At 29.8% G+C, this 24,959-nt stretch carries 26 protein-coding genes; 5 read left to right on the forward strand and 21 right to left on the reverse strand.

The features are described from left to right. Positions 1-109 precede the first annotated feature (109 nt). From HMPREF1983_RS00825 to HMPREF1983_RS00860, 9 genes are all read right to left on the reverse strand, one after another. Positions 110-1,414, reverse strand: coding sequence for a CAP domain-containing protein (locus HMPREF1983_RS00825; RefSeq protein WP_021752377.1), 1,305 nt, complete (start codon positions 1,412-1,414; stop codon positions 110-112). A 181-nt stretch (positions 1,415-1,595) separates the two neighbouring features. Further along, complete coding sequence (locus HMPREF1983_RS00830) at positions 1,596-2,774, reverse strand: helix-turn-helix transcriptional regulator (protein ID WP_021752378.1); 1,179 nt, start codon at positions 2,772-2,774, stop codon at positions 1,596-1,598. 39 nt (positions 2,775-2,813) lie between these two features. Beyond that, positions 2,814-3,638 carry an ABC transporter permease gene (locus tag HMPREF1983_RS00835; RefSeq protein WP_021752379.1) on the reverse strand — a complete coding sequence of 275 codons (825 nt, stop codon included), beginning with the start codon at positions 3,636-3,638 and terminating at the stop codon, positions 2,814-2,816. Beyond that, a complete protein-coding gene (locus HMPREF1983_RS00840; RefSeq protein WP_021752380.1) occupies positions 3,638-4,885 on the reverse strand; it encodes an ABC transporter ATP-binding protein in 1,248 nt (415 codons plus the stop codon). Before HMPREF1983_RS00840 ends, HMPREF1983_RS00835 begins: the two co-directional genes overlap by 1 nt. A 564-nt stretch (positions 4,886-5,449) precedes the next feature. Beyond that, positions 5,450-6,850, reverse strand: coding sequence for an ABC transporter permease (locus HMPREF1983_RS00845; protein WP_021752381.1), 1,401 nt, complete (start codon positions 6,848-6,850; stop codon positions 5,450-5,452). 2 nt (positions 6,851-6,852) lie between these two features. Next, positions 6,853-7,701 carry an ATP-binding cassette domain-containing protein gene (locus tag HMPREF1983_RS00850; RefSeq protein ID WP_021752382.1) on the reverse strand — a complete coding sequence of 283 codons (849 nt, stop codon included), beginning with the start codon at positions 7,699-7,701 and terminating at the stop codon, positions 6,853-6,855. Then, positions 7,676-7,825 (reverse strand): hypothetical protein, encoded by a 150-nt coding sequence (locus HMPREF1983_RS07795; RefSeq protein WP_162790159.1) that lies wholly within the window; start codon positions 7,823-7,825, stop codon positions 7,676-7,678. Before HMPREF1983_RS07795 ends, HMPREF1983_RS00850 begins: the two co-directional genes overlap by 26 nt. A 13-nt stretch (positions 7,826-7,838) precedes the next feature. After that, positions 7,839-8,201 carry a GntR family transcriptional regulator gene (locus tag HMPREF1983_RS00855; protein ID WP_040460742.1) on the reverse strand — a complete coding sequence of 121 codons (363 nt, stop codon included), beginning with the start codon at positions 8,199-8,201 and terminating at the stop codon, positions 7,839-7,841. A gap of 190 nt (positions 8,202-8,391) precedes the next feature. After that, positions 8,392-8,709 (reverse strand): DUF1904 family protein, encoded by a 318-nt coding sequence (locus HMPREF1983_RS00860; RefSeq protein WP_021752385.1) that lies wholly within the window; start codon positions 8,707-8,709, stop codon positions 8,392-8,394. Between the two features lie 488 nt (positions 8,710-9,197). Here HMPREF1983_RS00860 and HMPREF1983_RS07655 point away from each other — a divergent pair, with 488 nt between their 5' ends. From HMPREF1983_RS07655 to HMPREF1983_RS00870, 3 genes are all read left to right on the forward strand, one after another. Then, positions 9,198-9,557: a VanZ family protein gene (locus HMPREF1983_RS07655; RefSeq protein WP_281170861.1), complete on the forward strand. Its 360-nt coding sequence runs from the start codon at positions 9,198-9,200 to the stop codon at positions 9,555-9,557. Positions 9,558-9,644: 87 nt separating this feature from the next. Continuing rightward, complete coding sequence (locus HMPREF1983_RS00865; protein WP_021752386.1) at positions 9,645-10,319, forward strand: response regulator transcription factor; 675 nt, start codon at positions 9,645-9,647, stop codon at positions 10,317-10,319. Between the two features lie 11 nt (positions 10,320-10,330). Next, positions 10,331-10,603: a UPF0223 family protein gene (locus HMPREF1983_RS00870; RefSeq protein ID WP_021752387.1), complete on the forward strand. Its 273-nt coding sequence runs from the start codon at positions 10,331-10,333 to the stop codon at positions 10,601-10,603. 115 nt (positions 10,604-10,718) lie between these two features. Here the strand turns inward: HMPREF1983_RS00870 and HMPREF1983_RS00875 are convergent, their stop codons facing one another. The 8 genes from HMPREF1983_RS00875 to HMPREF1983_RS00910 form a co-directional block, all read right to left on the reverse strand. Continuing rightward, complete coding sequence (locus HMPREF1983_RS00875) at positions 10,719-11,468, reverse strand: class I SAM-dependent methyltransferase (RefSeq protein WP_021752388.1); 750 nt, start codon at positions 11,466-11,468, stop codon at positions 10,719-10,721. Beyond that, complete coding sequence (locus tag HMPREF1983_RS00880) at positions 11,446-12,012, reverse strand: 5-formyltetrahydrofolate cyclo-ligase (RefSeq protein WP_021752389.1); 567 nt, start codon at positions 12,010-12,012, stop codon at positions 11,446-11,448. The genes HMPREF1983_RS00875 and HMPREF1983_RS00880 overlap by 23 nt, the downstream gene beginning before the upstream one ends. 192 nt (positions 12,013-12,204) lie before the next feature. Further along, complete coding sequence (locus HMPREF1983_RS00885; protein ID WP_021752390.1) at positions 12,205-12,834, reverse strand: RDD family protein; 630 nt, start codon at positions 12,832-12,834, stop codon at positions 12,205-12,207. An 8-nt stretch (positions 12,835-12,842) separates the two neighbouring features. Continuing rightward, on the reverse strand, positions 12,843-13,817 hold the full coding sequence (sppA, locus tag HMPREF1983_RS00890) for a signal peptide peptidase SppA (protein WP_021752391.1): 975 nt from the start codon (positions 13,815-13,817) through the stop codon (positions 12,843-12,845). A 71-nt stretch (positions 13,818-13,888) separates the two neighbouring features. Beyond that, positions 13,889-15,250: a replicative DNA helicase gene (gene dnaB / locus HMPREF1983_RS00895; RefSeq protein ID WP_021752392.1), complete on the reverse strand. Its 1,362-nt coding sequence runs from the start codon at positions 15,248-15,250 to the stop codon at positions 13,889-13,891. A gap of 15 nt (positions 15,251-15,265) precedes the next feature. After that, positions 15,266-15,712 carry a 50S ribosomal protein L9 gene (gene rplI, locus HMPREF1983_RS00900; RefSeq protein WP_021752393.1) on the reverse strand — a complete coding sequence of 149 codons (447 nt, stop codon included), beginning with the start codon at positions 15,710-15,712 and terminating at the stop codon, positions 15,266-15,268. 16 nt (positions 15,713-15,728) lie between these two features. After that, positions 15,729-17,690 carry a DHH family phosphoesterase gene (locus tag HMPREF1983_RS00905; protein ID WP_021752394.1) on the reverse strand — a complete coding sequence of 654 codons (1,962 nt, stop codon included), beginning with the start codon at positions 17,688-17,690 and terminating at the stop codon, positions 15,729-15,731. 4 nt (positions 17,691-17,694) lie between these two features. Then, positions 17,695-18,687 carry a DUF2232 domain-containing protein gene (locus HMPREF1983_RS00910; RefSeq protein WP_040460743.1) on the reverse strand — a complete coding sequence of 331 codons (993 nt, stop codon included), beginning with the start codon at positions 18,685-18,687 and terminating at the stop codon, positions 17,695-17,697. 303 nt (positions 18,688-18,990) lie between these two features. Between HMPREF1983_RS00910 and HMPREF1983_RS00915 the strand changes: the two genes are divergently transcribed. Then, the gene (locus HMPREF1983_RS00915) at positions 18,991-19,761 is read left to right on the forward strand and encodes a M15 family metallopeptidase (protein WP_021752396.1); all 771 of its coding nucleotides are present in this window, start codon (positions 18,991-18,993) and stop codon (positions 19,759-19,761) included. Between the two features lie 12 nt (positions 19,762-19,773). Then, complete coding sequence (locus tag HMPREF1983_RS00920) at positions 19,774-20,832, forward strand: SH3 domain-containing protein (RefSeq protein WP_021752397.1); 1,059 nt, start codon at positions 19,774-19,776, stop codon at positions 20,830-20,832. A gap of 55 nt (positions 20,833-20,887) precedes the next feature. On the opposite strand, the gene HMPREF1983_RS00925 is transcribed toward HMPREF1983_RS00920, so the two are convergent. The 4 genes from HMPREF1983_RS00925 to HMPREF1983_RS00940 all read right to left on the reverse strand — a co-directional run. Continuing rightward, positions 20,888-22,162, reverse strand: coding sequence for an MFS transporter (locus tag HMPREF1983_RS00925; RefSeq protein ID WP_021752398.1), 1,275 nt, complete (start codon positions 22,160-22,162; stop codon positions 20,888-20,890). Between the two features lie 133 nt (positions 22,163-22,295). Beyond that, positions 22,296-23,345 carry a sensor histidine kinase gene (locus tag HMPREF1983_RS00930; RefSeq protein WP_021752399.1) on the reverse strand — a complete coding sequence of 350 codons (1,050 nt, stop codon included), beginning with the start codon at positions 23,343-23,345 and terminating at the stop codon, positions 22,296-22,298. A 476-nt stretch (positions 23,346-23,821) separates the two neighbouring features. Next, a complete protein-coding gene (locus HMPREF1983_RS00935) occupies positions 23,822-24,514 on the reverse strand; it encodes a response regulator transcription factor (protein ID WP_021752400.1) in 693 nt (230 codons plus the stop codon). A gap of 105 nt (positions 24,515-24,619) precedes the next feature. Then, the coding region (locus HMPREF1983_RS00940) for an LPXTG cell wall anchor domain-containing protein (protein WP_021752401.1) at positions 24,620-24,959 on the reverse strand (340 nt) is incomplete at its 5' end.

Genomic DNA, 24,959 nt, shown 5'->3' on the forward strand with positions numbered 1-24,959 from the left:
CCCTATCAGTCCTATATTTTGTAGATCCATATTAAAACACAAAAAGAGAATACTCAAAAAGTAAAATCCTTACCTTTGCGTATTCTCTTGAATTATATTCTATATGATATTAGTTTCTGCTTCCATCAAGATATACCCCAGGAATCGGAGTTTTACCTTGGAATGCTCCGTGATGATCTTGGTGTTGAACTAATGCTACTCTACCTCCGGCGATTGTTACACCGACACCTAATTCGGTTGCCGATTTATCAAGCAACGTATTTCTATGCCCATAAGGGTATTGAGTTACAACATTTCCGATTTCTTTATATAAAATATCCAATAAGCGTTGTGCTACTTGTTCCGGCGTTCCATAATTAGAACTTACCGCTACATTATATAAAATATGTTGTGGATCAGCATATCCTGCTGCTGCAGCTGCCGATTTTTCCAATGAACCTCTTACCCCGTGAATAGAAGCTGTAATAGGATTTGACAATACATCAGTAGCTCTTTGTTTAGTTCCAATATTTAAAGCAGCATTTTGTTTTAATTGTGATAGACCGTTCATCGCACGTAATTGATTTACTTTAGCTATATACGCCTGTCTAATTTGTTCTTCACGGCTGGTAGCTACTGAAGTAGTTGTTTGTGTTTTTGTTACCGCCGAATTGGTTGTTTGTGCTTTAGTTGTTTGAGTTTGTTTTGATTTTTGAGTATTCAAAACTGTACTGGTTGTTTTAAAATTAGTACGTTTACTAGTATTTAGTGGCAATACACTCGGTGCAGCTGCCGCTCTATTTACAGCAACAGTAGCTTCTGAAGCCGGTTTTTCCGCCGGTACCACATTGTTCGGAGTCGGAGCTTTCTCTTTTACCTCTGAATTTGTTGCTTGTTGAGTTTTTTCCTCTTTAGGTTTTTCAGAAGATTTTTTCTCATCTCCTTTATTTTCACCTGTTTCCGGTTTTTTATTGTCTTGAGGTTTTTTAGGCTCTTCAGGCTTTTTAGGTTCTTCTTTTGCTTCAATATCATAAGTTACAGTAACATCAAACTTATGACCTTTAACTGTTGTCGAAGTTTTTATAGTTTCTCTTTTCACAGCTGTTTTCGGCAGCACTTTAGCAGGAACAGGAGCATTAATATTTAATTCATACTCCACATTTTCTCCGGCTTTAATCGCATCTTTTTTAATTATAAATTCTGATTTACCATCTACACTTACTCTCACCACTACATTTGTTACATTTTTAGTAGTTGTCAGTTTCGCATAATAATGACCATCTTTTTCATAAACACTTACTTTTACATCTTTAACATTTACATCTACCGCAGCAGGTTGAACTTCATTCGCATTCGCCGGGATAACCGTAATGCCTGTTAGTAAAACTAATCCGGCAATAACTTTACTAGTTACTTTTAAACCACTCTTCTTCATCTTTCGTTACTCCTTACATTTTTATTTCTAAACTTTACCGTCTACTATATTATAATTTATTACTAAAGTCTATTCAATAAAATTTCTAATTTGTAATATAAATTCAATGTTGTAACGATTTTGAAATAATTTAAGTTTATTTTTAGTTATAAAAATATTCCCCGCAAAAGCAGGGAATATTTTATTTTTTTGAAAGGGATTCTCTATATTTTAATGGAGTTACTTTCATTAATGTTTTAAAAATTCTAATAAAGTAACTTGTATCAAAATAACCTATATAATCCGCAATTTCTGAAATGGAGAAATCTGTATTTTCTAATAAATAACAAGCATTTGATACACGTTTATCATGAATATAATCTACAATACTGATTCCCATGTCTTTGTTAAAAATTGAAGATAGATAACTTTTATTTACCCCTAAATAATCACTAACATTATCTAAACTAATTTTTTCAGAAATACGATCATTAATATAAGCTATACAATTTCTTACAACAGCTTGTTTATCTTTATATTTTTCTCTATCAACTAACAGGCAATAACTTCTTATTACATCTTCTGATAAATCATAGTTATCAAGTTTATTTTTTATTTTAACCCATAACTCCTCAACCCCAAGATAATCGTTACTATGTTGTTCTAAAGCATATCTTAATAAGTCGTTCATATTATATGATTTTCTACGTCTTACATTAATTCCTTGTTCTACAGACTCTTCATCAACGCCATGAATTTTATGTCTTAAATCAAACAACATGTTGACCCTAGAAATGTTACCGTCAACTACAGCTTCTAATATTTCTTTTTTGAATTTAACTTCACTTTCTAAAATACTATTCAAATAATTATTTTTCTTCGCCGCACTGCGTCTTACATTTTTTACACTTGTATCTTCTATTAAAACTATAGAACCTAAATAATCCACATTTTCTGAACCCATAAGAAGCTCTACAAGATAATTAAATTTCTTTCTTGGGGTGATTGGCAATGAAAAATAAACATCACAAACCAATTCACTTATACTGGCACCATATTTTGTCAATGATTCGTGGAATAGTTTTGTCGGAATAAGATACTCTAAAAATGGAGTTAACAAATAAAATTCTTCTTCATTATCACTCGGAATAAACAGACAAGAAATACCCAACCCGCTTTGACATTTAACGAGTTTCCCATTATTTAATTCACTTTTAATTGTTGAAAGATTTCTTTTTATAAATCTGCTGAAAATACTACTTAACTGTTCTTCTCCAAGATTCAAAGTAATCTCTTCATCACTGTGTTTATAAGTTAGAACTTTTCCGTTTAAATCCAATATATCCTTAATTCGCTCTATTTTTTGTAAAGAACTTCTCACTATATTTACCTCCTAATTATCTATAAAGTTTTAAAATTATTAATCAATTGTAATATCACGACGTGCGTTAATTATATACGAAATAATCAAAAATATCGCAGTATAAGCTACTAACATAATCAATAGCGCATTGACGTCATCAAATTTATACACTGATTTTACAAGGTCACGCATTGATTCACGGTTATAGTACCTACCGAACAAATTCACATCAAACATATGATATTTTATCCAAGACCATTTTTGAACTGCCAGTGCTGTTATTCCTTGAATAATCGATCCGCCCAAAACTGCAAACATTACAAGGACAAGAGATAGTATCTGCGTTTTGAATACTACACAAACCAAAAGTACCATAGATATATAAAATATCATAACGGCAAGACTCGCTAAATTAGAAATAATAAGTTGATTTAAGACTGTTCGCCCGAAATAACCGTCTGCGATTGTTTCATTAAGTTTTCCTAAATCCATTTTACCTTTAAAAAATACATAGTTTTTAATAATATACTCAAAAATCGCTCCAACTATAACAAAAATAAAATAATTCAAAATAGCCAATACTATTTTTGCAGTTAGAATGGCAGAACGTGACTTAGGTTTTGTGTATAAAAATTTAACAGTTCCTTTTGAATATTCTTGTGACAGATTATTAGCAAACATAATTAAAATCAAAATACCGCCAAGTCCAACAGAAATTTCGGTAATTCCTGCCAAAGAGCTAACAGCATCAAAACTGTCAACACCCACCGCTTTATATAAATAAAAATTATAGGCAATAATTACTAAAAACATCAACAACATGTAGAACCATGTTGTTTTCTTTTTATAATCTTTAACAAATTCATTAATTAACAATTTCATTATTTATTCTCCTTTCCGGTAATTTCCAAGAAACGATCCTCTAATGATGTACTTAGCACCTTAACAGTATCCAATTCCACATTGTTCGTTACTAAGTATGTTAATAGTTGCCCCTTATTCTCTCTTGATAAGTTTTCAAAGACAAATCCGGCATTTTCTTTTTTGTAACGAATACCTAATTCTTCAATTAACGCCTCCGCTTTTTCGTTATCATATGTCGAAACAAATGTTTTGACGATATTATCACCTTTCAAATTCACCAATTTATCATCTGCTATAATGTGACCTTTTTCAATAACGATAATTCTATCACTAACTCTTTCAATTTCATCCAATAAATGTGAAGAAATCAAGATAGAAACCCCTGTCGCCGCAATCTCTTTTAACTTATTACGAAAATCTTGAACTCCTTGTGGGTCTAATCCGTTAACCGGCTCATCCAATATCAAAATTTTAGGATCATTCAATAAAGCCTGTGCCAACCCTAAACGCTGACGCATCCCTAGAGAATAAGTTTTAACTTTTTTATGGATTACATCTTTAAGTCCTACAAACTCAGCCAATTCTTTTATTCTTGAACGGCTAACTTTTTTTCCGCACGTTCTTGCTATTTGTTTCAAGTTTGACCAACCTGACATATAGTTATAAAATTCAGGTGTTTCAATCATAGAACCTATTTCTTTTAACATTCTCGTTTTTCCTAAACCGAGAGGTTTTTCAAAACAGTAAACATCACCTTTAGAAATTTTGGTCAACCCTACCATCATTCTCATAATAGTAGTTTTACCACTACCGTTAGGCCCAAGTAAACCTGTGATTTCACCTTTTCTCATTTCAAAAGTAATATCATCCACTATGGTTTTTAAACCAATTCGTTTTTTTAATCCCAACACTTCAAGAACAACTTCTCCTTGTTCTTTTTTTTCTGTAGTTTTCCCTACCTCTACAGAAACATTTGAAACATTTGAAACATTTGAAACATCTTCTTGCTCAAATGCCTTTTGCAAATCTTCACGATTTAAAACAACTGTTTCACTATGTACATCTTTATTCTCTTGTACATCTTCTTTTTTATCTTCACTTAAAAAATCTTTTGTGAAATTAGATTTTTCTTGAACAGTTGAATTGTTTTCGCTATCAACCTGCTGTCTTATTTTTTCTAACAAATCTGAGTAATCTTCCGTTTTACTTCCCTTATCTGTTAGATTATCGTTTAGTACATCTTTATTTTCATCTAAATTTGTCATTATTGATAGAAGATTCCTTTCTCATAAATTTTCTTTTATATTATATCATACTTGAAAAAGTTTTTCTACTAAGATGTGAATAATTATTTCTTATTTTTGTACTGAAAATATCTTGAAATCCCTGCTTTAAATTAAAAGTTTTTCCTATTAAATTAAAAACGTTATTTCATGCAATTAACAAAGATAATTATACTAATTTTACACTCAATATATAGATATTTAATATATCTTAAAATAAATATTATTGTTCTATCTATATTTTAATTAAATTTCTTAAAATTAACTTATAAAAAAATACCGACATTATAATTGAATTTTCAAATAATACCTATACTTATTAATCTAATTGATTAAGAAACTTTGATTGTTATCACTTTTTCCAACGAAAAGATAAGAAAACACTTACTATAAAGTAAAATCAACGATATTTACATAAATATCATTGATTTTAAAATATTATATTCTTTTTATAGAAAGCTATAGTATATTTATAACAAAAATCGTGATAATAAACCGAAAAACAAACTAATGTATATAAATTGGTTTTCTACTTTTAATTATTCCTTATATTCTCAGTTTAATATTTATCAACTTCCATGTAATTATCGGGATTAATACTACAGATATTACTGTAATTATATACTTATTAACAAAAAATGCTAATCCTAATATAGCATATATTCCTGCTATTACTCCTAATACTCCGTACAAGTATAGTAACTTATCGACTATATTTATTGTAAAGAATTTTCCTTCATTTTCAATATTATGTTTTTTGTAAACTTTACACATTAATAAAGAAATTATAAACATTATCCCAAGCCATATTAAAATATACTTCCATTCTACATAAGTTACATAATAAGCTATTGGCACAGAATTTGGGCTTATTACTATATTTTCGATTATTAACTTTTTACCTGCTACAACCAGCCCAATTATATAAAATATCATTATAGGATAGATATGCAAGGTAAGTAATGGAACATACATAGCTATAATACTGATAACACTTCCACAAAAGCTGGAACTTATTGCCCCTAAGATAACTATACCTAATCCTAAAACAAAAATCTTACTATGTGCTGTAAAGGTATTTGTAATAAAATACAATTCCGATATAACGCTATTTTTCACTACTAAAACGTTCGAAATCCCCACCAACACATATGCTATCGCTACGATAATTACCGCTAAAATTAATTTTGCAAAATATATTTTTTCTTTCTTAAATGGTAAACTTGCTATAAATTTTCCAAAATTAGTATGATATTCAAACCCAAAAATAATAACCACAGTAACTAATATTAAAATAAGATACATTATATTTGTATTTTCGTTATGCAAAGTTTCTTTTACTTCTGTTTTACTTTTATCAAAATTTTCTAATATAAACATTTTTAGTTTCACTGAATTATCACCAAAATATTCGGGATAAAGTTTTAATATTTCTATTTCTTTAACTGTATAACCCTTACTATCAGAATTTTTAGTTTTAAATTCTTTATACTTTTTTAAGTTATTTTTTTCTTCTTGACTTAAATATTTAAAATACCTTTCTCTTTGTTTAACAACATTTATATCGCCGGAACGATAAAAATTTTTCTCACTATGTTCTGAAATTCTTCCTAAATAAACGTCAACAGCAAATCTATTCTGCATTTCCGTTAGCTCTTTTCTTGACAACTTCCCATTAAAATTTTCGATATACTTTATTTTTTCAGTTGTTAGTTTATAACTGTTTTCTTGTTGTACATCTTCATTGATAATCTTACTGTTTTCTACTCTTTTATTATTACCGATATTTTTTTCAAACTCGTAACCGGCAATACCCTCTTTTAACTCTTTCATTCTGTTTGCCGTGGTTATTCCGGAAACAATAACAAATCCCGCTAACAATATTAAAATAAAGATAAAATATTTTTTTACATAAATTTGAATTACTTTAAAAATATCATTAAACATAATTATCTCCCCTCCCTATTTCGTAATATAAATATATCCTCAAGTGTAACCGGTAGCTTATCATACTGTAAAGCTCCACTATCTTTAATTAGCTTATCATTATCACCATAAGTTATAACTGTATAAACTCTACCGATATTATTTATAACAGCTATATTCTCATTTTGGAGTAAATTTTGTGGAATTTCTTCTTTATAGACCAGTTGATATTTTATATAATCAGTTGGATTAACCTCTTTTGTTAAATAATCTTTATTATCTAAATAAATAATTTTGTTACTGATATTTTCGATATATGCCAACTGATGACTACTTATCAAAATCCCTACACCATTTTCTTGTGCTTCAATAATATAATCAATAATTAAATTAATATTTAAAACATCTATACCATCGAACGGTTCGTCTAACAATACAAAACAAGTTTTACAAGAAAAACTCAGAATAACGGATAAAATAGCCTTTTGACCTTTAGATAATTCAGAAACCCTTGTATCTAAATCTATTTTATTTTTCTCAATTTCCGCTATAAAATATTCTTTAGAAAATTTCGGATATGAAAGTTCATAGTAGCGTATTATATTTTTTATTTTTTCATTTTCAAAATAGTTAAATTTGTCAGGACTATAAATTATTTCATTTTTTATATCTTGCAAATCGGTTTCATCTATGAACATCTCTCCTTCTTTCAAATCATAAATACCCGCAATCAACTTGAAAAGTGTAGTTTTTCCACTACCATTTCTTCCTATAACAGCAACAACTTCAGAATTTCCAACCGAAAAGCTAATGTTAGATAATATTTTCTTTTTACCAAAACTTTTACTAAGATTTTTTATTTTCAGTTTCATTTTTATTCCCCCCTTCGTAAAATTGCTCTACCTTTTCAAAAAGTTTTTCTTTTGATAATTCCAATAATTTCCACTCTACTAAAATTATTTTTAAAACATTATTAAAGTTTACATTTTTATCCATAATATCCCCTGCCTTATTCTTCGAACATATCACTGATTTTTTTTAGTAATTCTTCTTTAGTTATCCCTAAAACTTTCGCTTCTCTCACTAAATCTTCAATCAATGTATCAATTAACTTATAGTTCGGCTTTATATTATCAAAATTGTTTGTTATAAATGTTCCTTTCCCTATTATTGTTGTAATTATCTTCTCATTTTCCAACTGTTGATAAGCCTTTTGAATGGTACTTATATTAACTTTTTTTATTTTTGCAAACTCTCTAACCGAAGGCATCTTGTCATTTTCTTTAAGCATTCCTTTCGCTATCAAACCTTTCGTTTCATCAACAATTTGCTTGTAAAGCGGTTTATTGGAAAAGTTACCATTATTAAACATAAAATCCCACCTTTCATAGTGTACCATAAACAGCCATACACTTATTACATTTTTAGTGTACCACAAATAACCATACACTTCAAGTGAAAATATATTTTTTATTATTCTATTTTTTGATTAAATTATTTCTCTACAATATGTAACACAAAAGAGCCGTAGATTATTCTACGACTCCAAAGTCTTTTAAAATTTATTTAACAAAATCAAATTCTTTTTTTAAATCGATATCATTAAAGGAAACCATAACCCTATCATAATTCAATGGCTTAATTAGATTATTAACCGCTTGTGCAACCTTTTCACAAACTTCAACCGGACGTGCTACCCAACTTATTTCAATTCTAACACGACTTAATTCTTCACCATCACTAATTGCCACAGTTTCTACTAAATCCAATGTGAAAGCTTCACGTGGTCTTTCTATAATATTAGAAATTGTATCAAACAACTCCCCACTAATTTTTTTTAAATCAGCTTTTTTTATTCCCTTTGCTACTATTCTCGGCATAAAATTACCTCCCGTTTGTATTCGTTTTCTTTAATTATATCACATCTATATAAAATAAAAAAGATAGAAAATATCTACTCAAAAAGTAAAATTTTATAATTATTTCACTTTTACTAAATACCCCCTACATGATATTTAATATTTTATCGTATAATTATTTATTTTAATTTTCCTGCAGTATATTTCATTATAAATATCAACACCAAACTTAATAAAAAATTCTTTATACTTCTTTCTCAGCAATTATACAAAAAAAATAAATTTTCGATATTTATTCACAATTTATTCTACACTAAAACACTTTCTCATTAAATTTCATATTAAATTATACAATTCTTATTTTTTAAAATTTTTTACCTCATTTTAATATCATTTTTTCTATAAATATGTTATTATTAAAGATATAAAGATAACTATAATATTATAAAGGGGAAATTTTTATTAAAATTTTATACAGAAAATACCTTTCTCTGAGTTTTTTAATTATAATCTGTATTGTTATATTTTTATTTTCACATCAAGCGGGTTTTGAATCTTCAAAAATTTCCGATAACTTATTTATTAGAAAACTTGGACATTTTAGCGAATATTTTATTTTAGGTTTTTCAGCTTTTAATTATTTTACCAATATATTTTCAAAAAATCTAAATAAAATAAATATTTCAAAAATAGCTTTTACAGGCTTTTCTTTCTCGGTTCTTTATGCTATAAGCGATGAGTTTCATCAAACTTTTATTGCAGATAGAGATGGAAACATAAAAGACGTTTTTATCGATAGTCTGGGAGTTTTTGTCGGTATTATTCTGGCTATTTTAATTTTCCGTTTATGTTTCCGTAAAGAAAGTTAAAAATATTTCATTTTTTAGTTGTATTTTTCAGCCAAAAGTTATAAAATAGTTATCTAGGGGTATAAAAATAAAAAAGGAGGAGTTCTAATGCTTAAAGCACTTATTATAGAAGATGATAAATTTTTAGCAGCACGCTTAAAAACTGCTATTTCAGAAAAATTTGATGCTGATGTATGTTATAACGGAATTGATGCTATCTCATTAATCGATAATAATTCTTACGATTTTATTATTGCCGATAGTATTTTGCCCGGAAAAGGTGGTATTGATATATTAGATTACTCAAGAGAAACGAAAGAAGAAAGAATTCCTACTATTATTCTTTCCGTTACAGAATCTACAGATGAAAAATCCAGAGTGATGAAACATAGAATTACAGAATATCTACCTCGCTACTGTGAAGCTTCTTTAATAAATTCTACCATGGCTAACCTTCTACAACGTGGAAGTAATCTCCAAGCAGAAAATAAAATCACGTATAAAAATCTTACGCTTGATTTGAAAAATGAACTTGTTAAAACAGAAGAAATTACTTTAAATACAATTAAAGGTAAGTATCTTGAACTTCTTTCTTTCTTTGTTATTAATAATAATATTGTTTTAGAAAAGGAAGAAATTTTTGATCGTGTTTGGGGAGTTGATTCTGAAACCACTATTAACGCTATTGAGGTTTATATTTCCGGACTTAGAAAAGAACTTCGTAAGATTGGTTTTGATAAAAACTTACGTACTGTTCGTGGAGTTGGTTATACTTTTGAATAATAGAGGCATATATGGAATTTAACTACCCGATAAATTACTCATTATATACCCCGAAAGAAGTCGGTATTATAATTCAATTTCTTGATATTATTGAACTTTGTTACACAAAAGGCGTTGAGTTGAGCGAATATAAAAAACATTACAAGGCATTCAAGCAAATTATAAAAGCTAAATCTGAAGAAAATACTTTATATAAAGATTTCAAAAATATAACCGGTTTTGACGGGTATCTTACTACAAAAGCGATGAAAAACGAAAACAAAATTATATTGATAAGATCATAAATGTTATCAATATAATTTTGTTTTAAATATATGAAACGAGAGTGACTAAACAAAATCGATTTCTGATGAACTCACGATTTTTGAGTCGCTCCATTTTTATTTGTATTTTAAAAATTTATTTATCTAACTCTATAACTCCATAATGAAATTTCGTGTTTTTTCTCACAATCCTTTTAAAACCGAATTTTTCAAAAATATCATCACGAAAATGTGCTTTTATCACAATCTTTTTACTTGCTACCCTTTTCGCTTCTGTTAGCAACTCTTCACTCAAACTATCCCTACTTGCTATTTTTTCTATTCCTTGTAGGTTATTGGACTCCGTAATTGAATTTATAAACATCGGATCAAAATAAATTACGTCAAAACTATTATCAAGACAATTCTTTAAATATTCAAGATTATCGGACAAAATTGTTTCAATATTCCTTAATGCTTCCATTAACATTTTATTATCAGAAATATAGTTTTTTAAACCTTTACTTACAATTAAATGGATAATTTCATTTTTTTCAACAGCCACAACTTTATGACCGTAATAGCTGATTACAATACTATCACTTGCTAATCCCATTGTTGCATCAAGTACTCTCTGATTTTCTGCATTAATTATTTCAATTAACGGTTCATTGTCATTATTTTTAATTCTAAGAAAAGCCGTATCCGGATGAAAAAAGAATTCATTTTCTTCATTATAATACACCAATTTATCCTTATAAACGATAACTACTTCCTTATATTTTCTTAAAATATCCTTTACAGTTTGTTTTTTTCTTTCAATGTAATCAAACTTTTTTTGATATGCAATTTCTTTTGCTCTTTCTACTAATTCATCATTAGTTCTAACGCTTGTAGTAATTTTCATTTATTACCCTAACCTTTTTTTCAGTAACAATAAAATCAACCGCAATATCATGGGATTCTATCGGAAGATTTTCTTGTAATATTTTTTCATAAGAAACACCAATCATAAGTTTAGGTGTTATTTTTGATAGATATTTATCATAATAACCTTTTCCATACCCTACACGATAACCTTTTTTATCATATACAACACTCGGAACAATAGCAATATCTATTTCTCCCGTATAATTATCTGTATTAGTCGGTTCTAATATGCCGAACGCTCCTTTTTCTCTAAGTTCTTCCCATTTATATAAAGGAGTAATCAGCATTTCTTTACCTAAAATTTTCGGCACAAATATTTCTTTCTCAGCAAGGTATTTCTTTATAAATTGTTCAGTTGCGACTTCACTTCCGAAAGAAACATAGATAAATATTTTATTTGAGTTTTTAAATTCTTTTATTTTTTCTATTTGTCTAAATATTTTTTCACTTGCCAATTTTCTATAACTTTCGGCAAGATTATCACGTTCAAAAATAAATTTTTTTCTAATCGCTTCTTTCACCAACTACCACCTCACTATTATTATTTGTCCTAAAAAAGGGGACTTAAAAAATCATGATTTTTTAAAATAAGATTTTGATAAGTCACCCTGCATGGTTTACTGGATATAAAAAGATTTTACAAAGCGGATTTGTAAAAATAAACTACCTCACCTAAATTAAATATACACTTTTTAATTTTAAGGAAATTATTTTTATCTAATATTCAGCTGTTCTATTTTTTTATTCATATTAGTTCTTAATTTCATAAAATCTTCTTTTATTACAACAGTATCTGCAATATAATCATGCAAACCCATTTTTTTACTATTAAAAGCGACTACTAAATATGGCAAACTGAACAATGCCATATTTAGTAATCTACCAACAATTTCTCTATATAAAACATCGATTAATGTTAATTTTTTCGGGGAAATTGCCGCTACTTTTAATCCCATTATTATTTTTCCAAGTGTTTGATTTATTAAATAAGTCATAATCACAAAATAGAAAAGCATCACAAAGACAAAAGTTAGCGAACTTTCTCCTAATAACGGTATGTTCATTGTGATATTTAACTTATTGAAAGTTAATGTATTGATAAGTCCTGTTATTGCATAAGTAACAGCTATATCAATTATATAAGCGATTAACCTTATCCAAAAGCCGACATAAAAATGTTTTGATATTTCTTTATAATCTTCTAATGTTGTCGGTAAAATAAAATCTTCTATATTTTCTTTTGATATTTTGATTTCTTCTGTAATATTTTCCATTTTTAGCTCTTCTTTATCATTTTCAGTTATGAAGTTTTCTCTATCCAAGTTCTGTTGTTTATTTTCCATGTTATCACCTAACCCAGATAATTTTTTTCTACTCTTGTTGAATTTTCACTATTCAACTCTGAAACAAAAGCACGTGTAGTTGCTTTAATAAAACGTGTTAAAAAATTACTTGAAGCACGTTCACTGCGAATTTCAATAACGCTTGGATTTGATAACTTTTTCTCCTCTTTGATGTAATTAATCATATCATCTTCCGTTCCGATTTTATCAACCAGTTTATTCGCCACCGCTTGAGTTCCGCTGTAAGTTCTGCCGTCTGCTAATTTTCTAACATCATCTTCACTCATATTTCTTCCCTCGGCTATAACTTTTACAAAGCGATCAAATGATTCTTTATTTTGCTCTTGCAAAATTTTTCTTGTTGACTCCGGTAAATCTTCAGCAACACCACCGATTGCCTTTTGTTCTCCTGAGCGAATGGTTTCTTGTTTAATACCTTTATCATTAAGGTACTTTTGAGCTGAAATGTAACTCATAATAACTCCAATAGAACCTGTTGTCGTTTCATTATTGGCAAATATTTTCTTTGCTGCCATGGATACATAATATCCACCTGAAGTTGCTTGTTTTTTCATAACAACGTAAACATCTTTGCCGCTTTCTTTTAATGCTTTATATAATTCTGCCGTTTCATATACTCCGCCACCGGGAGTGTTTACAGATAACAATATAGCTTTAACATCTGAATTGTTTTTTGCAGTTTTTATCTGGTTCAAAACTGAACTTTTTGAATATTCGTTTGTCATCTCCGAAGTTATCTCTCCCTCAATAGAGATTTTTTGAATTATTTGATTATCATCTCCGGATTTTAATGTTAATTTTGTTGTTGATTGATTTGCCAAAAATGACCATAAATACTCACTGATTGTTTCTTCTTTTTTTGTATTACTGTTCTGTTGTGATAGCGTTCCTTTTACTAATGATAAAAATATTAATACTACTACCACAACGAGCGAAATTATTCTTTTATTTTTTTTATTCACTACTTTTCCCCTTTACTTTTATTTTTAAAGCGAGAATAATATAAATTTTAAACTCTTTACCTACTTACCTTTTATTCTCCATAACTTTTTGAAACAAATTTATTATATCGTTTCATAAAAGCAAGTTCAGCAGTTCCGGTTTGTCCGTTTCTATTTTTTGCAACAATTACTTCGACAGTTGATACATCATTGTGTTCTTGTATTTCACTTTCATCCGTATCAGCATTGCGGTAATAATCACCACGATATAAAAATGATACTATATCGGCATCTTGCTCAATACTTCCCGATTCCCTTAAATCGCTCATCATCGGGCGTTTATCCTGACGAGATTCCACACCACGTGAAAGTTGAGAAAGTGCAATAACAGGACATTCCAACTCCCTTGCCATTTGTTTTAAACTTCGTGATATTTCTGATACCTCCTGCTGACGATTATCCGTTCTTTTGCTCCCTTGTAGAAGTTGAAGGTAATCAATAACGACCAAATCCAATCCATGCTCACTTTTTAGCAGTTTACATTTTGCTTTAACTTCATTAACCTTAATGAAAGCACTGTCTTCAATAAAAATATTTTTCTGATTTAAAAAATGAACCGCAGTTTCTAATTTGAATAAATCATCATTATCAAGTGTTCCTTTTTTAATTTTTTCAGAATCCAACATTCCTTCACTGCAAATCATACGAGATACCAGCTGATCCGCCCCCATCTCCAGAGAAAAAAGTGCTACCGTTTTTTTCTCATCTTCAGTCTTATGATTTTTCCCTGCAATATTTAAAGCGATATTCAAAGCGAAAGCTGTTTTACCCATTGAAGGTCTTGCCGCTAAAATAAATAAATCTCCTTTCCCCAGCCCTACCAACTGATCCAAAGAACTGAATCCGGTTGGCATTGCAACACTTTGCCCTTCACCTGACATTCTAGCCAATATTTCTTTAAAAACTTCATCGGTAACATCTTTCATGTTTTTAAAGTGTGATTGTTTGGCACGCTCCATAGCTCGTTCAACTTGGTCGAAAAGTGTCGCTGTCAACGAGTCAATATCAGCATTTCCCGCATTCATCTCCTCCGTACTGCTAAGAAGAGCTCCACGTATTTCACGATAAATCGAATAGCGTTTTACTAAAGTTGCATAGTGCATAATATTACGTGAACTTGGTGTTACATCATATAATTCCACTATGTATAACGAGGCATTTGAAGTTCGAAACGCCCCACTATCATTTATTTCTTCAAATATCGTAGTAGTATCAGGTGTAATTTCCGCTTCATCTAATCTCAAAATCGCATTATAAACGTCTTTATTTCTTTCATCATAAAAATCTTCAACTTCAACAGCAGCCTTTATCTCAACCAGCTTTTCCGGCTCTCTCATTAAAGCCCCTAAAAGCGACTGTTCTGCTAAAATGACCGAATCAATATGATACTTCATATTACCACCTCATTTTTACACTTGTTCTACTACGTGTACTTTAATCACACCTTGCACTTCATTGTGAAGTTTTATTTTTACATTAGTGTACCCTAATGATTGAATTCCTTGAGGTAAGTCAATTTTTTTCTTATCTACTTTAAGATTATGTTGTTTTTTTAACTCTTCAACAATCTGTTTAGAAGAAACAGAACCGAATAAACGTCCTCCTTCTCCCGCTTTTACACTGATTTTCACCTCAATATCTTCCAACTGTTTAGCCAACAAATTAGCTTGAACCAGTTCCTCTTGTTTATCTTTTTCAATACGTTTTTGTTGACCTTTTAGGGTTGCCATATTCGCATTATTAGCGATAACTACCTTCTTATTATTTAAAAGAAATTTCGCATAACCATCCGCTATTTCTTTTACTTCACCTTTTTTACCTTTACCTTTTACATCTTCTACAAAAATTACTTTCATGTCCCATATCTCCTTCTTATGCTAATAAAATTTCATCTATCGCTTTATTCAATCTCTCCAGAACCTCTTCAATTGTCGTCTCCTCAATTTGAGTCGCCGCATTGGCAAGATGTCCGCCACCGCCAAGCTCTTCCATTACCAACTGAACATTCATATTCCCTAACGAACGTGCCGATACCCCAACTTTATTTTCATCTAAATATCCGACTAAATATCCGACAGCAAAACTGCACTCTATCCCTTTAAGACTAAGAAGTAAATCGGCACTTTGAGCAAGCATTACATTGGTATATTTTTTATCATTTGGTGCTAATGCTATAACTATCTCTGGCGTTTTTTGAATAGAATTATTAATAATTTCTACCCTATTCATAAAGTTTTCAATAGGCTCTTTTAATATTGTTTTTACTTTAGTAGGATCTGCTCCATTGCTACGAAGATACCCTGCGGCAGAAAAAGTTCTTGACCCCGTTCTTATAGAAAAGTTTTGTGTATCGACAACTATTCCGCCAAGCATTATTGTAGCAGCCAGCGGTGTTATTTTTTCTATCTTCGTTTGATATTCTATTAATTCTGCTATTAATTCGGATGCTGACGACGCATATGGCTCTATATAGGTTAATAGAGGATTAGTAATAATGTCTTCTCCTCGTCTATGATGATCTATTATTACTTTTTTAGTTGCTTTTTGTAAAATGCCAACATCAATAACACGAGAGGCATCTGATGTATCAACTATAAGAAGAGTAGTCTGCGGCGTCATAAGTTCCCATGCCTCATCACTTGTTACAAATACTCTCGCAAGATTTTCATCCGTTGAGTGAATCTCAGCCATAATTTTCTTAATCGTTTCATCCATATCACTATCATTTAAAACGATATAACACTCTTTACCGACTATTTTCGAAAAAGTATAAATTCCGATACAACCACCTATAGCATCAAAATCAGGACGCTTATGTCCCATAACAATAATTTTATCACTGTCATTAACAATATCTGCCAAAGCATTGGATACTACGCGAGCCTTAATTCTTGTTCTTTTTTCTTGGGGATTTGTTTTTCCACCATAAAATCTAATTGTTCCGTCAACATCTTTTATAGCTACTTGATCTCCACCACGCCCTAAAGCCAAATCTAATGAACTTTTTGCCAACTCTCCAAGCTCCGGTAAAAAATCTGTCCCTACTCCAACACCGATACTTAGTGTAACCGGTGCATCAAAATCTTCTTTTAAGTTTCTAATTGAATCCAAAATTTGAAACTTATCTTTCTCTATTTTTTTTAGATCTTTAACATTAAGAAGTCCAATAAATCTGTCTTCATCTATTCTTTTGAGATAAATACTGTTTTTCTTCGCCCACTCTGTAAGAGTTATGACAATATTTGCATCTAACCTGCTAGCTACTTCATCATCTAAAGAATCATAAACATCTTCATAATTATCAAGACTTAAATTTAAAATAATAGGCCGTGTATCCCTAAAACGCTGCATTACAACTTTTGCCTCAGTTATATCAAAGAAATAAATATATCCGCTATCTTTTTGGTAATTAACTTTATAATGTTTCCCAAAAATTTCAAACTGATTATCTACAGGTGTTTCCACCTCAAAAAGATTAGCTAGTTCCGGCATAAGTTCTAAGATGTTCACACCATGAATTTCATCAACTTTTATATTTTTGTAAATAAAATTATTCGCCCATTCTATATTTTTTTCTTCATCAATAACAATAATTCCAATAGGGAATTTATTTATTCCTTTCTCAGTCGAATCTTTAATTCTGTTAGTCAGCTTATTAATATACCTTGTTGTCTGTTCTTCTTGTTTTTGTCTGTGGTAATAAAAAGGAATAAGCAACAATAGACCTACTATAAGATAAACGATTAAACTTTCTATACTGAATATCGAAATAAATACCGCACCTAAAATAAATATTACTAAAATAAGTGCTTCGTATTTTCTTTTTTCACCCATATACTTATCTTCCTTTCCGCAATGTCATAAATTTTTCTCTTAACTTAAATAAACTGTCAACAAAACCGATAAGTTCAAATATCGGACTTAGAAAAATCATCATTATCACCAACAACGGTTTAACTGCCTTTGCCCCCCTATTCTGCTCCGCAAAGAAAAAGACGGTAAACAACCCGTTAAGCGTAAATGCCAACGCTAATACACCGACAACATTTTGTACAACAATTGTCCAGAAGTCATAATTGTTTGTATTTTGCATTTCTAAAAATAGACTAATCAAGGTTAATACAACATAAAAATATCCCATTTTAGTGCTTAACATAATTCTGCTAAATTTAGGAAACGTCGGTATAATTACATACTCTCTTGATAACATAGTTAAGGTATACTGTCCAAGTCCTAAGCTATAAACAAATAATGCTACAAATATCGTTACCGGAAAAGTCTTCTTAAATGATTCAAAATTTGCAAGAAGTAAATTCTTATCAATCTCTTTATTTGCCATTATCATAGTATTAACGTTATCATTTACTATTTTAGATATTTGTTCAAAATTGATATTTAATGCACCTTGTTTAACAAGTAACACTACATAAATCGCTATTCCCAAAAACAAAAATGCTGTCATGGTTAAAAGTAAAATAACTTTAGAATGTCTATCGCAGATTAATTTATAAATAATATAAGCTATAAAAATATGCAATGTAAACCAAAGAGCAAACCCTGACGGCGAAAGAACCAAAACTATAACAATTCCTACTGTTGAAAGTGGTAAATATAATTTTTCGCCTTTAGCCCCTAATACATAAGTTAAAGGAAATACCGATAAAAATGCGGCTATTATTTCTACTCTAAGCAACGCTCCTAATAATGCCAACAGAATAAAACTTATACTATAAGCTATTACTTTTTTATTACTCGGTTCTTTAAAGAAAAATTTATTTGCAAGTAATTTTTCTAATTCTTCTTTTATCATTTGTGAAATGTTATCTTTCAATTTAACACTCCTTTATTCTTTAATCAAAACTAATTTTCTATATAGAATAAAAAATAAGTTAATCTCAAAATTGTTTTTATTCAAAAATTAATAATTTTCAATATTTTAAATCAACATTATCCTTATTATTATACCAAATTAGAACTATTTTTTAAAGAAAAATATTATTTTTATTTCACAGCTCTCTCTTTAAAATTTTTTTATTAATTTTTATAATTTTTTATTAAAATAATTGACAAAGATTATTATTCAAACTATTATTATGTGTGTAGAGAAGAAAATAATTTACAAAGGAGGAATATTATGAAAAAATATATTATTACAATAACTACCACAACCTTAGTTGTCCTTATTTTCGCACTTGGAGGTTATTATTATTTATCAGTTAACAATAATTCAAACACCACGGATGAAAACTCTCAAACTGTAACTAAGAAAGAAAATTCTTCTCAAAATAAAGAGTCGGATACCAATAATCCCGTAGAATCTTTGGACAGTCTTCGTGGAAAAACTCCGGATAATATTAATACCCCGACTGTTATCAACGGAATATTACTGGCAAATAAGAAGCATCCACTTCCTAAAAATTATAATCCGGGAGAAGATGCTACGGCTAGGCAAAACGTTAATCAACTTATTAAAGATGCACAAAAACGTAACCTTAATGTTTCAAACCAAGTTTCCGGCTTTAGAAGTTATCAAACCCAAGCTAAACTTTATAACAATTATATTAATGAGCATGGTAAAAAAGAAGCTGATACTTTTTCTGCACGTCCGGGTTATAGCGAACATCAAACAGGTTTAGCTTTCGATTTAATCGATAATGACGGTCAACTGCTCGGTTCCAGCGGTACCAGTGACAGTAGCGTACAAGCTGCACGTTGGCTTGCTGATAACGCTCACCACTACGGCTTTATTATAAGATATAAACCCGAATTTGTTAACAAAACAGGCTACATGGCTGAAAGTTGGCATATCCGTTATGTCGGAGAAAATATTGCAAAAACAATTTATGAAAAAAATATTTCACTTGAAGAATATTTAAACGCTTTGGGTGGAGATTATTTAGAGTAAAAGGAGAATTATATGAACAACGAAAAAAACAATAATTTTAACCCTCAAAATTACAATGAAAATAATGAACACCAATATAATCAAAACGGTTATTATGATGAAAACGGTAATTACGTTGAACTTAACGGTTACTATGACAATCAAGGAAATTTCCATACTCAAAATGGTTATTACGATCAACAAGGAAATTTTTTCCCTTATAGCAATAACTACTATGATGATTTTAGAACACAAGAAAACTATGTCGAACAAAATAATAACGGATATGAAAATCCCGTTACTTACAATACACAAAATCATTCCAAAAATACAAACTACAATGGGCATCCGAACTTCATACCACCTCATACCGATAACCAATACAACAATCAACAATTTACCTCACCCGACGGTTATAATAACAAGAAGAAAAAAAGTATTGTTCCAATTATTTTAGCAAGTATAATTACTTTCGCAGTTCTTGTTGTCGGATTATACTTTGGTTATACTAAATTTATAAAAAAAGAAGCTATTATTGATTTATCTAAATACGAAGTCAACTTTGTAACTTATGGTGCTGAAGGTGACGGGAAACCTGAAGTTGATATAAAAAAAGTTCCCGATGTAAATAATACAACATCAGAAATATCAAACTTCCTTGCTAACCCCGATGTTAGTTTTGATAAAAAAAACGGACTTAAAAACGGTGATAAAGTAGAAGTAACTATTACCCTCAACAAAAATACCGCAAAAAAATTAAATTTAAAGACCACCGGAGAATTTAAACGTCAATTCACCGTTAACGGTTTAAACGAAAAAACAAAAGAAAAAGAAACTATTATTGTCAAAGATAAATCGTCAAGTTCTTCAAATAATTCGAAACTTTCCGAAGAACGTACAGTCTATGTCAAACCGACTGAGGGAGTAAATCTTAGAAGTTCTGCCAATGACTCAAGTTCAATTTTAACAACTATAAAAGTTGGTCAACGTATATCTCAACACTATATTGAAGAAAATTCAAACGGTGAAAAATGGGCATATGTAACTTATAATGGGAAAAATGGCTGGATAAGGGCTGATCTTCTCGGATAATAACAAAAACACAAAAGATTTTCAGTAAATAAAGTCTTTTGTGTTTTTTTATAACCTATTTATCTCTTACCCTCAGCTTAACCATAAGCATGCTTAACAGTGTTATACAAATAACAATTAAGAATATTGATTTCCCTTGACTAAAGCCTAAAAAACCATTTTTAATATGTTTAGCTATCCAAACATAAACATAGTCACCATAGTAAATACCGAGTGCAAAAAATGCTTGATAAATACCCATACTGATATTTCTATATTCCCTATCAAAATACTGCATGGCAAGGGAAATTAAAACATTATACGACCCTCCATATGCTAACCCATTAAAGATATAACTTACAAAGATAATGTAGGGATTGCTCACATAAAGTGCTATAATATAAAATATTAAAGCACTGCTAAAACAAACCAACAATGTTTTTTGAATACCAATTTTTCTTGTAAAATATACTCCTACTAAAATACCCGCTATTAATTGCGGAACTGCAAATACTGCATCTATATAGGCAAGCATAAGCGGTGACATATTTAATTCAGTTTTCCCATAAGCTACCATATTAGCACCGCTGGTAGAAAATTTTATAAATGATAACAACAATGCTAATAAACAAACATAAATAAAACTCTTATGTTTCAAAACTGTTCTAACCTTACTAAAAGAAAAATTACTGTCTTTAGGTGCATAATCTTTCATCATAAATGTTAAAATAAATGTCGCAACAGCGATACTTCCGGACACTATCCACATATAGTTAAAATGTTTATACGTATTCATAGTCATGACATATTGAATTGGTGCCGCTACAAATTCCGCCAATAATGGCGCCGCTGAAAGAATAGACACCGAAACAGCCACCTTATCTCCGGAAAAAGTTTCAGAAAAAATAACATTAAATAGTGCCAACATCGTCGCACTAATTCCAAGAGATAATGAGGATAGATATAACGTAATATAATTTCCGTTAAATGCTACTAAAAATGAAGTAATAATAAGTAAAAACAATGAAATTTGAACAAATATTTTTCTTCTTCTGAAAATATCGCTCGCCAAAAACATCGGTAATCTTACTATTAAACTCGTAAGTCCGTACCCCGCCGCTATTTGAGCTGCAAGTACCGGACTTAAGGAAAGTCCGCCATGCTCAACAGAAGTTATCGCATACAGTTTTCGATATGCCCTTATTATGCTGATTGCAGACCAAAAAAGAACCAAAATCCAAAAAATTATCATTTGATTTTTATTTAGCTCAAATTTCTTTGATAAATAAAATACAACTGCTAAAATAAAAACAATCATAATTAAAGAAAGTAAAATTTTTGTTTTAATCATCTCCCAACAAAATTATTAACCTTTTGAATTATATCATAAAATTTAAAATATATCAGCTGATAGAAATGCCACAAAGAAAAAAAGGGTAAATCCCCTTTTAAAATTATCAGTAAAAATATTTTATATACATTTCTTATGAATTATCTTTTTCTATATCGTTTAAAATTAAAGAAAATGTACTTCCCTTTCCATACTCGCTTTTTACCAATATATCGCCATTAAGCTGATGTGCAAGTTGCTTTGCAATAGAAAGCCCTAACCCATAGCCGCCGGTTTCTAAATTACGAGAGGTTTCTACCCTGTAAAATCGTTTGAATATACTATCCAATTCTTCCGGTGAAATACCTTGTCCTTCATCTATAACTGAAATTTGTAATTTATTATTTTTTACTTCTGCAATAACTTCAACTTTAGTTCCTTTTTTGGAATATTTAAAAGCATTATTTATAAGATTTACTATAATACGTAGTAACTTGTCATAGCTGCTAACTATCTTAGCTGATTCCGGAATAACTTTAATGTAAATATCTCTTTTTTCTTTTTCTATTAAAAGTCTAAATTCGGACATACAATCAATTAATAACTTATCCAAGAAAATAATATCTTTGCCGGTAAAATCATTCTCCTTATCAAAAGTATTAAGTGTTAAATAATTTAACTCTTCTACAAGTTTATCAAGTCGCTCGGTTTGTCGTCCTATAGTTTTAAAATAATGCGGATATTCTTTTTTATCAATTACACCGTCCAACATACCCTCGACTGTTGCCTGAATTGACGTTATAGGGGTCTTTATATCATGTGATAACTGAGCAATCATAATACTTTTTTCTTTTTCACTCTCAGCTAAAGACTCAAAAGTTTCTTCCAGATTTTTTGACATTTCATTGAATGCCTTAGCCAATTCAGCAAATTCTATTGGATTTTTCACATCTGTAACAAAATCAAATTTTTTTTCAGAGACATAGTTGACTTGTTTTTTTAAACTTGCTAAAGAGCTGAATACACGAGATAATAAAAACAAACTGACTACGGCTCCTATAATACTTGCTACAATAGTTGTTAAAATAATAAAATATGTACCTTTTGTATCAATTAACATTTTATTTACCGCCCAAATAACGGCTACAATGGTTATTAGCGTTGAAATCAAATATCCAATTAAAATATAATTTTTTAGTTTCATTATTATCTCCTTTCTTTAAAATATTATATATTATTTCACAAATATTTCAGCAATGGTTAGTAGTGGTATGGACGCCTAACAACTAATTCACTACGTGAATGGATTTTCCGGCTAGAATTTTAGCCAAGGTCTAAAATTCTCCAAGTAAAATGCTTTTGGCATTTTACTATTACCACTACAAACATACTATTAGGCTTGTTGCTGTTCAAAGGTTAATTCTTAGTTTTTTGAGTATCTTTGATACGATAAAAACTTAGAAGTAAGCTTCTCAAAGGTATTCAAATGAATGTGAATATAGTGAACAAATTCGTTTGTTAATACCTACTGTAAGTGGTGGAATACTGGCTTCACCTGAGCTTATAAGCTCAGGTGAACCTTAAGGAATCCACTGCGTACGTTAAAGGTTGCCTCACCACTATAAAATCAGCAACAAAAAATATTTTGTATATAAATATATACTTAAAGTTACAATCGCTCTATATAGCTTTCTCAATTTTATATCCTAACCCCCAAACCGTTTTAATGGTTGGAGTTTTTTCTGTACTGTACTTAGATAAATCTTGACGAAGTGCATGAATATGCACATTTAAAGTATTGGTATCATCTACATAATCTTCTTGCCATATTCTTTCATATAACTCCGTCTTAGAGAAAACACGTTCCGGATTGCTTGCTAAAAGCCATAATAATTCAAAAGATTTTACGGTTAAATCCAACTCTTTTTCTCCAACAATTACCAATCTACTGGCATGATTTATCTGAAGATCACCTAAAGTAATTAATTCTGATGCTACCCCTACTTTTTTTATTCGACGCAAAATATTTCTCACTCTAAGCACAAGTTCTCTCGGGCTGAACGGCTTAGTTATAAAATCATCAGCCCCCATACTAAGTGCATAAATTTTGTCAGGCTCTGCTGTTTTTGCCGTAATAAATAGAAATGCTTGTTCAGAATTTATGTATTGAATCTCACTTATAAAATCATAACCGTCCATATTCGGCATCATAATATCCGTAATTATTAAATCTATCTTCATTTTCTTGAATATTGTAAGTGCTTCTATTCCGTCATGAGCCGTTACTACATCATATCCCGCTTGTTCTAAATACCTTTTATTTATTTCCGTTATTTCTATTTCATCATCTACCAACAAAATTTTATTTTTCATATTTATCCTCTCTTAAAAAATAGTGCTATACAGTAAGAGTATAGCACTATCTTATTCTTATATTCAAGCAAAGCCTCTTAATATATACTTATGCTCCTACTTTTATTATCTATTTTTTCTTCTTATTGCGAAGAATCCAAGAACACTCGCAAAGATAAGCCCAATAATTCCTGCCAATGTCAAGTTCGTTTCTGATTGACCTGTATTAGGTAATCTTGTTTTACCGTTTGATAAAGTTCCTTGATTAGTTGTACTATTTGTTAACTGCGAACCGTTTTGATTGGTATTCGATGAATGCATATGTCCATGATGATGTCCATGATGTCTACCCATTCCCATATGTCCTTTATCCATAGGATTTGTTGGGTTATGTCCGTTATGATTATGATCTTTATGGTCATGTCTTCCTTTAAGATTAATCGTTACTTTTTTAGTTGCTATAACA

Origin of the sequence: Gemella bergeri ATCC 700627 (assembly GCF_000469465.1) — a bacterium.
GTDB lineage: Bacteria > Bacillota > Bacilli > Staphylococcales > Gemellaceae > Gemella > Gemella bergeri.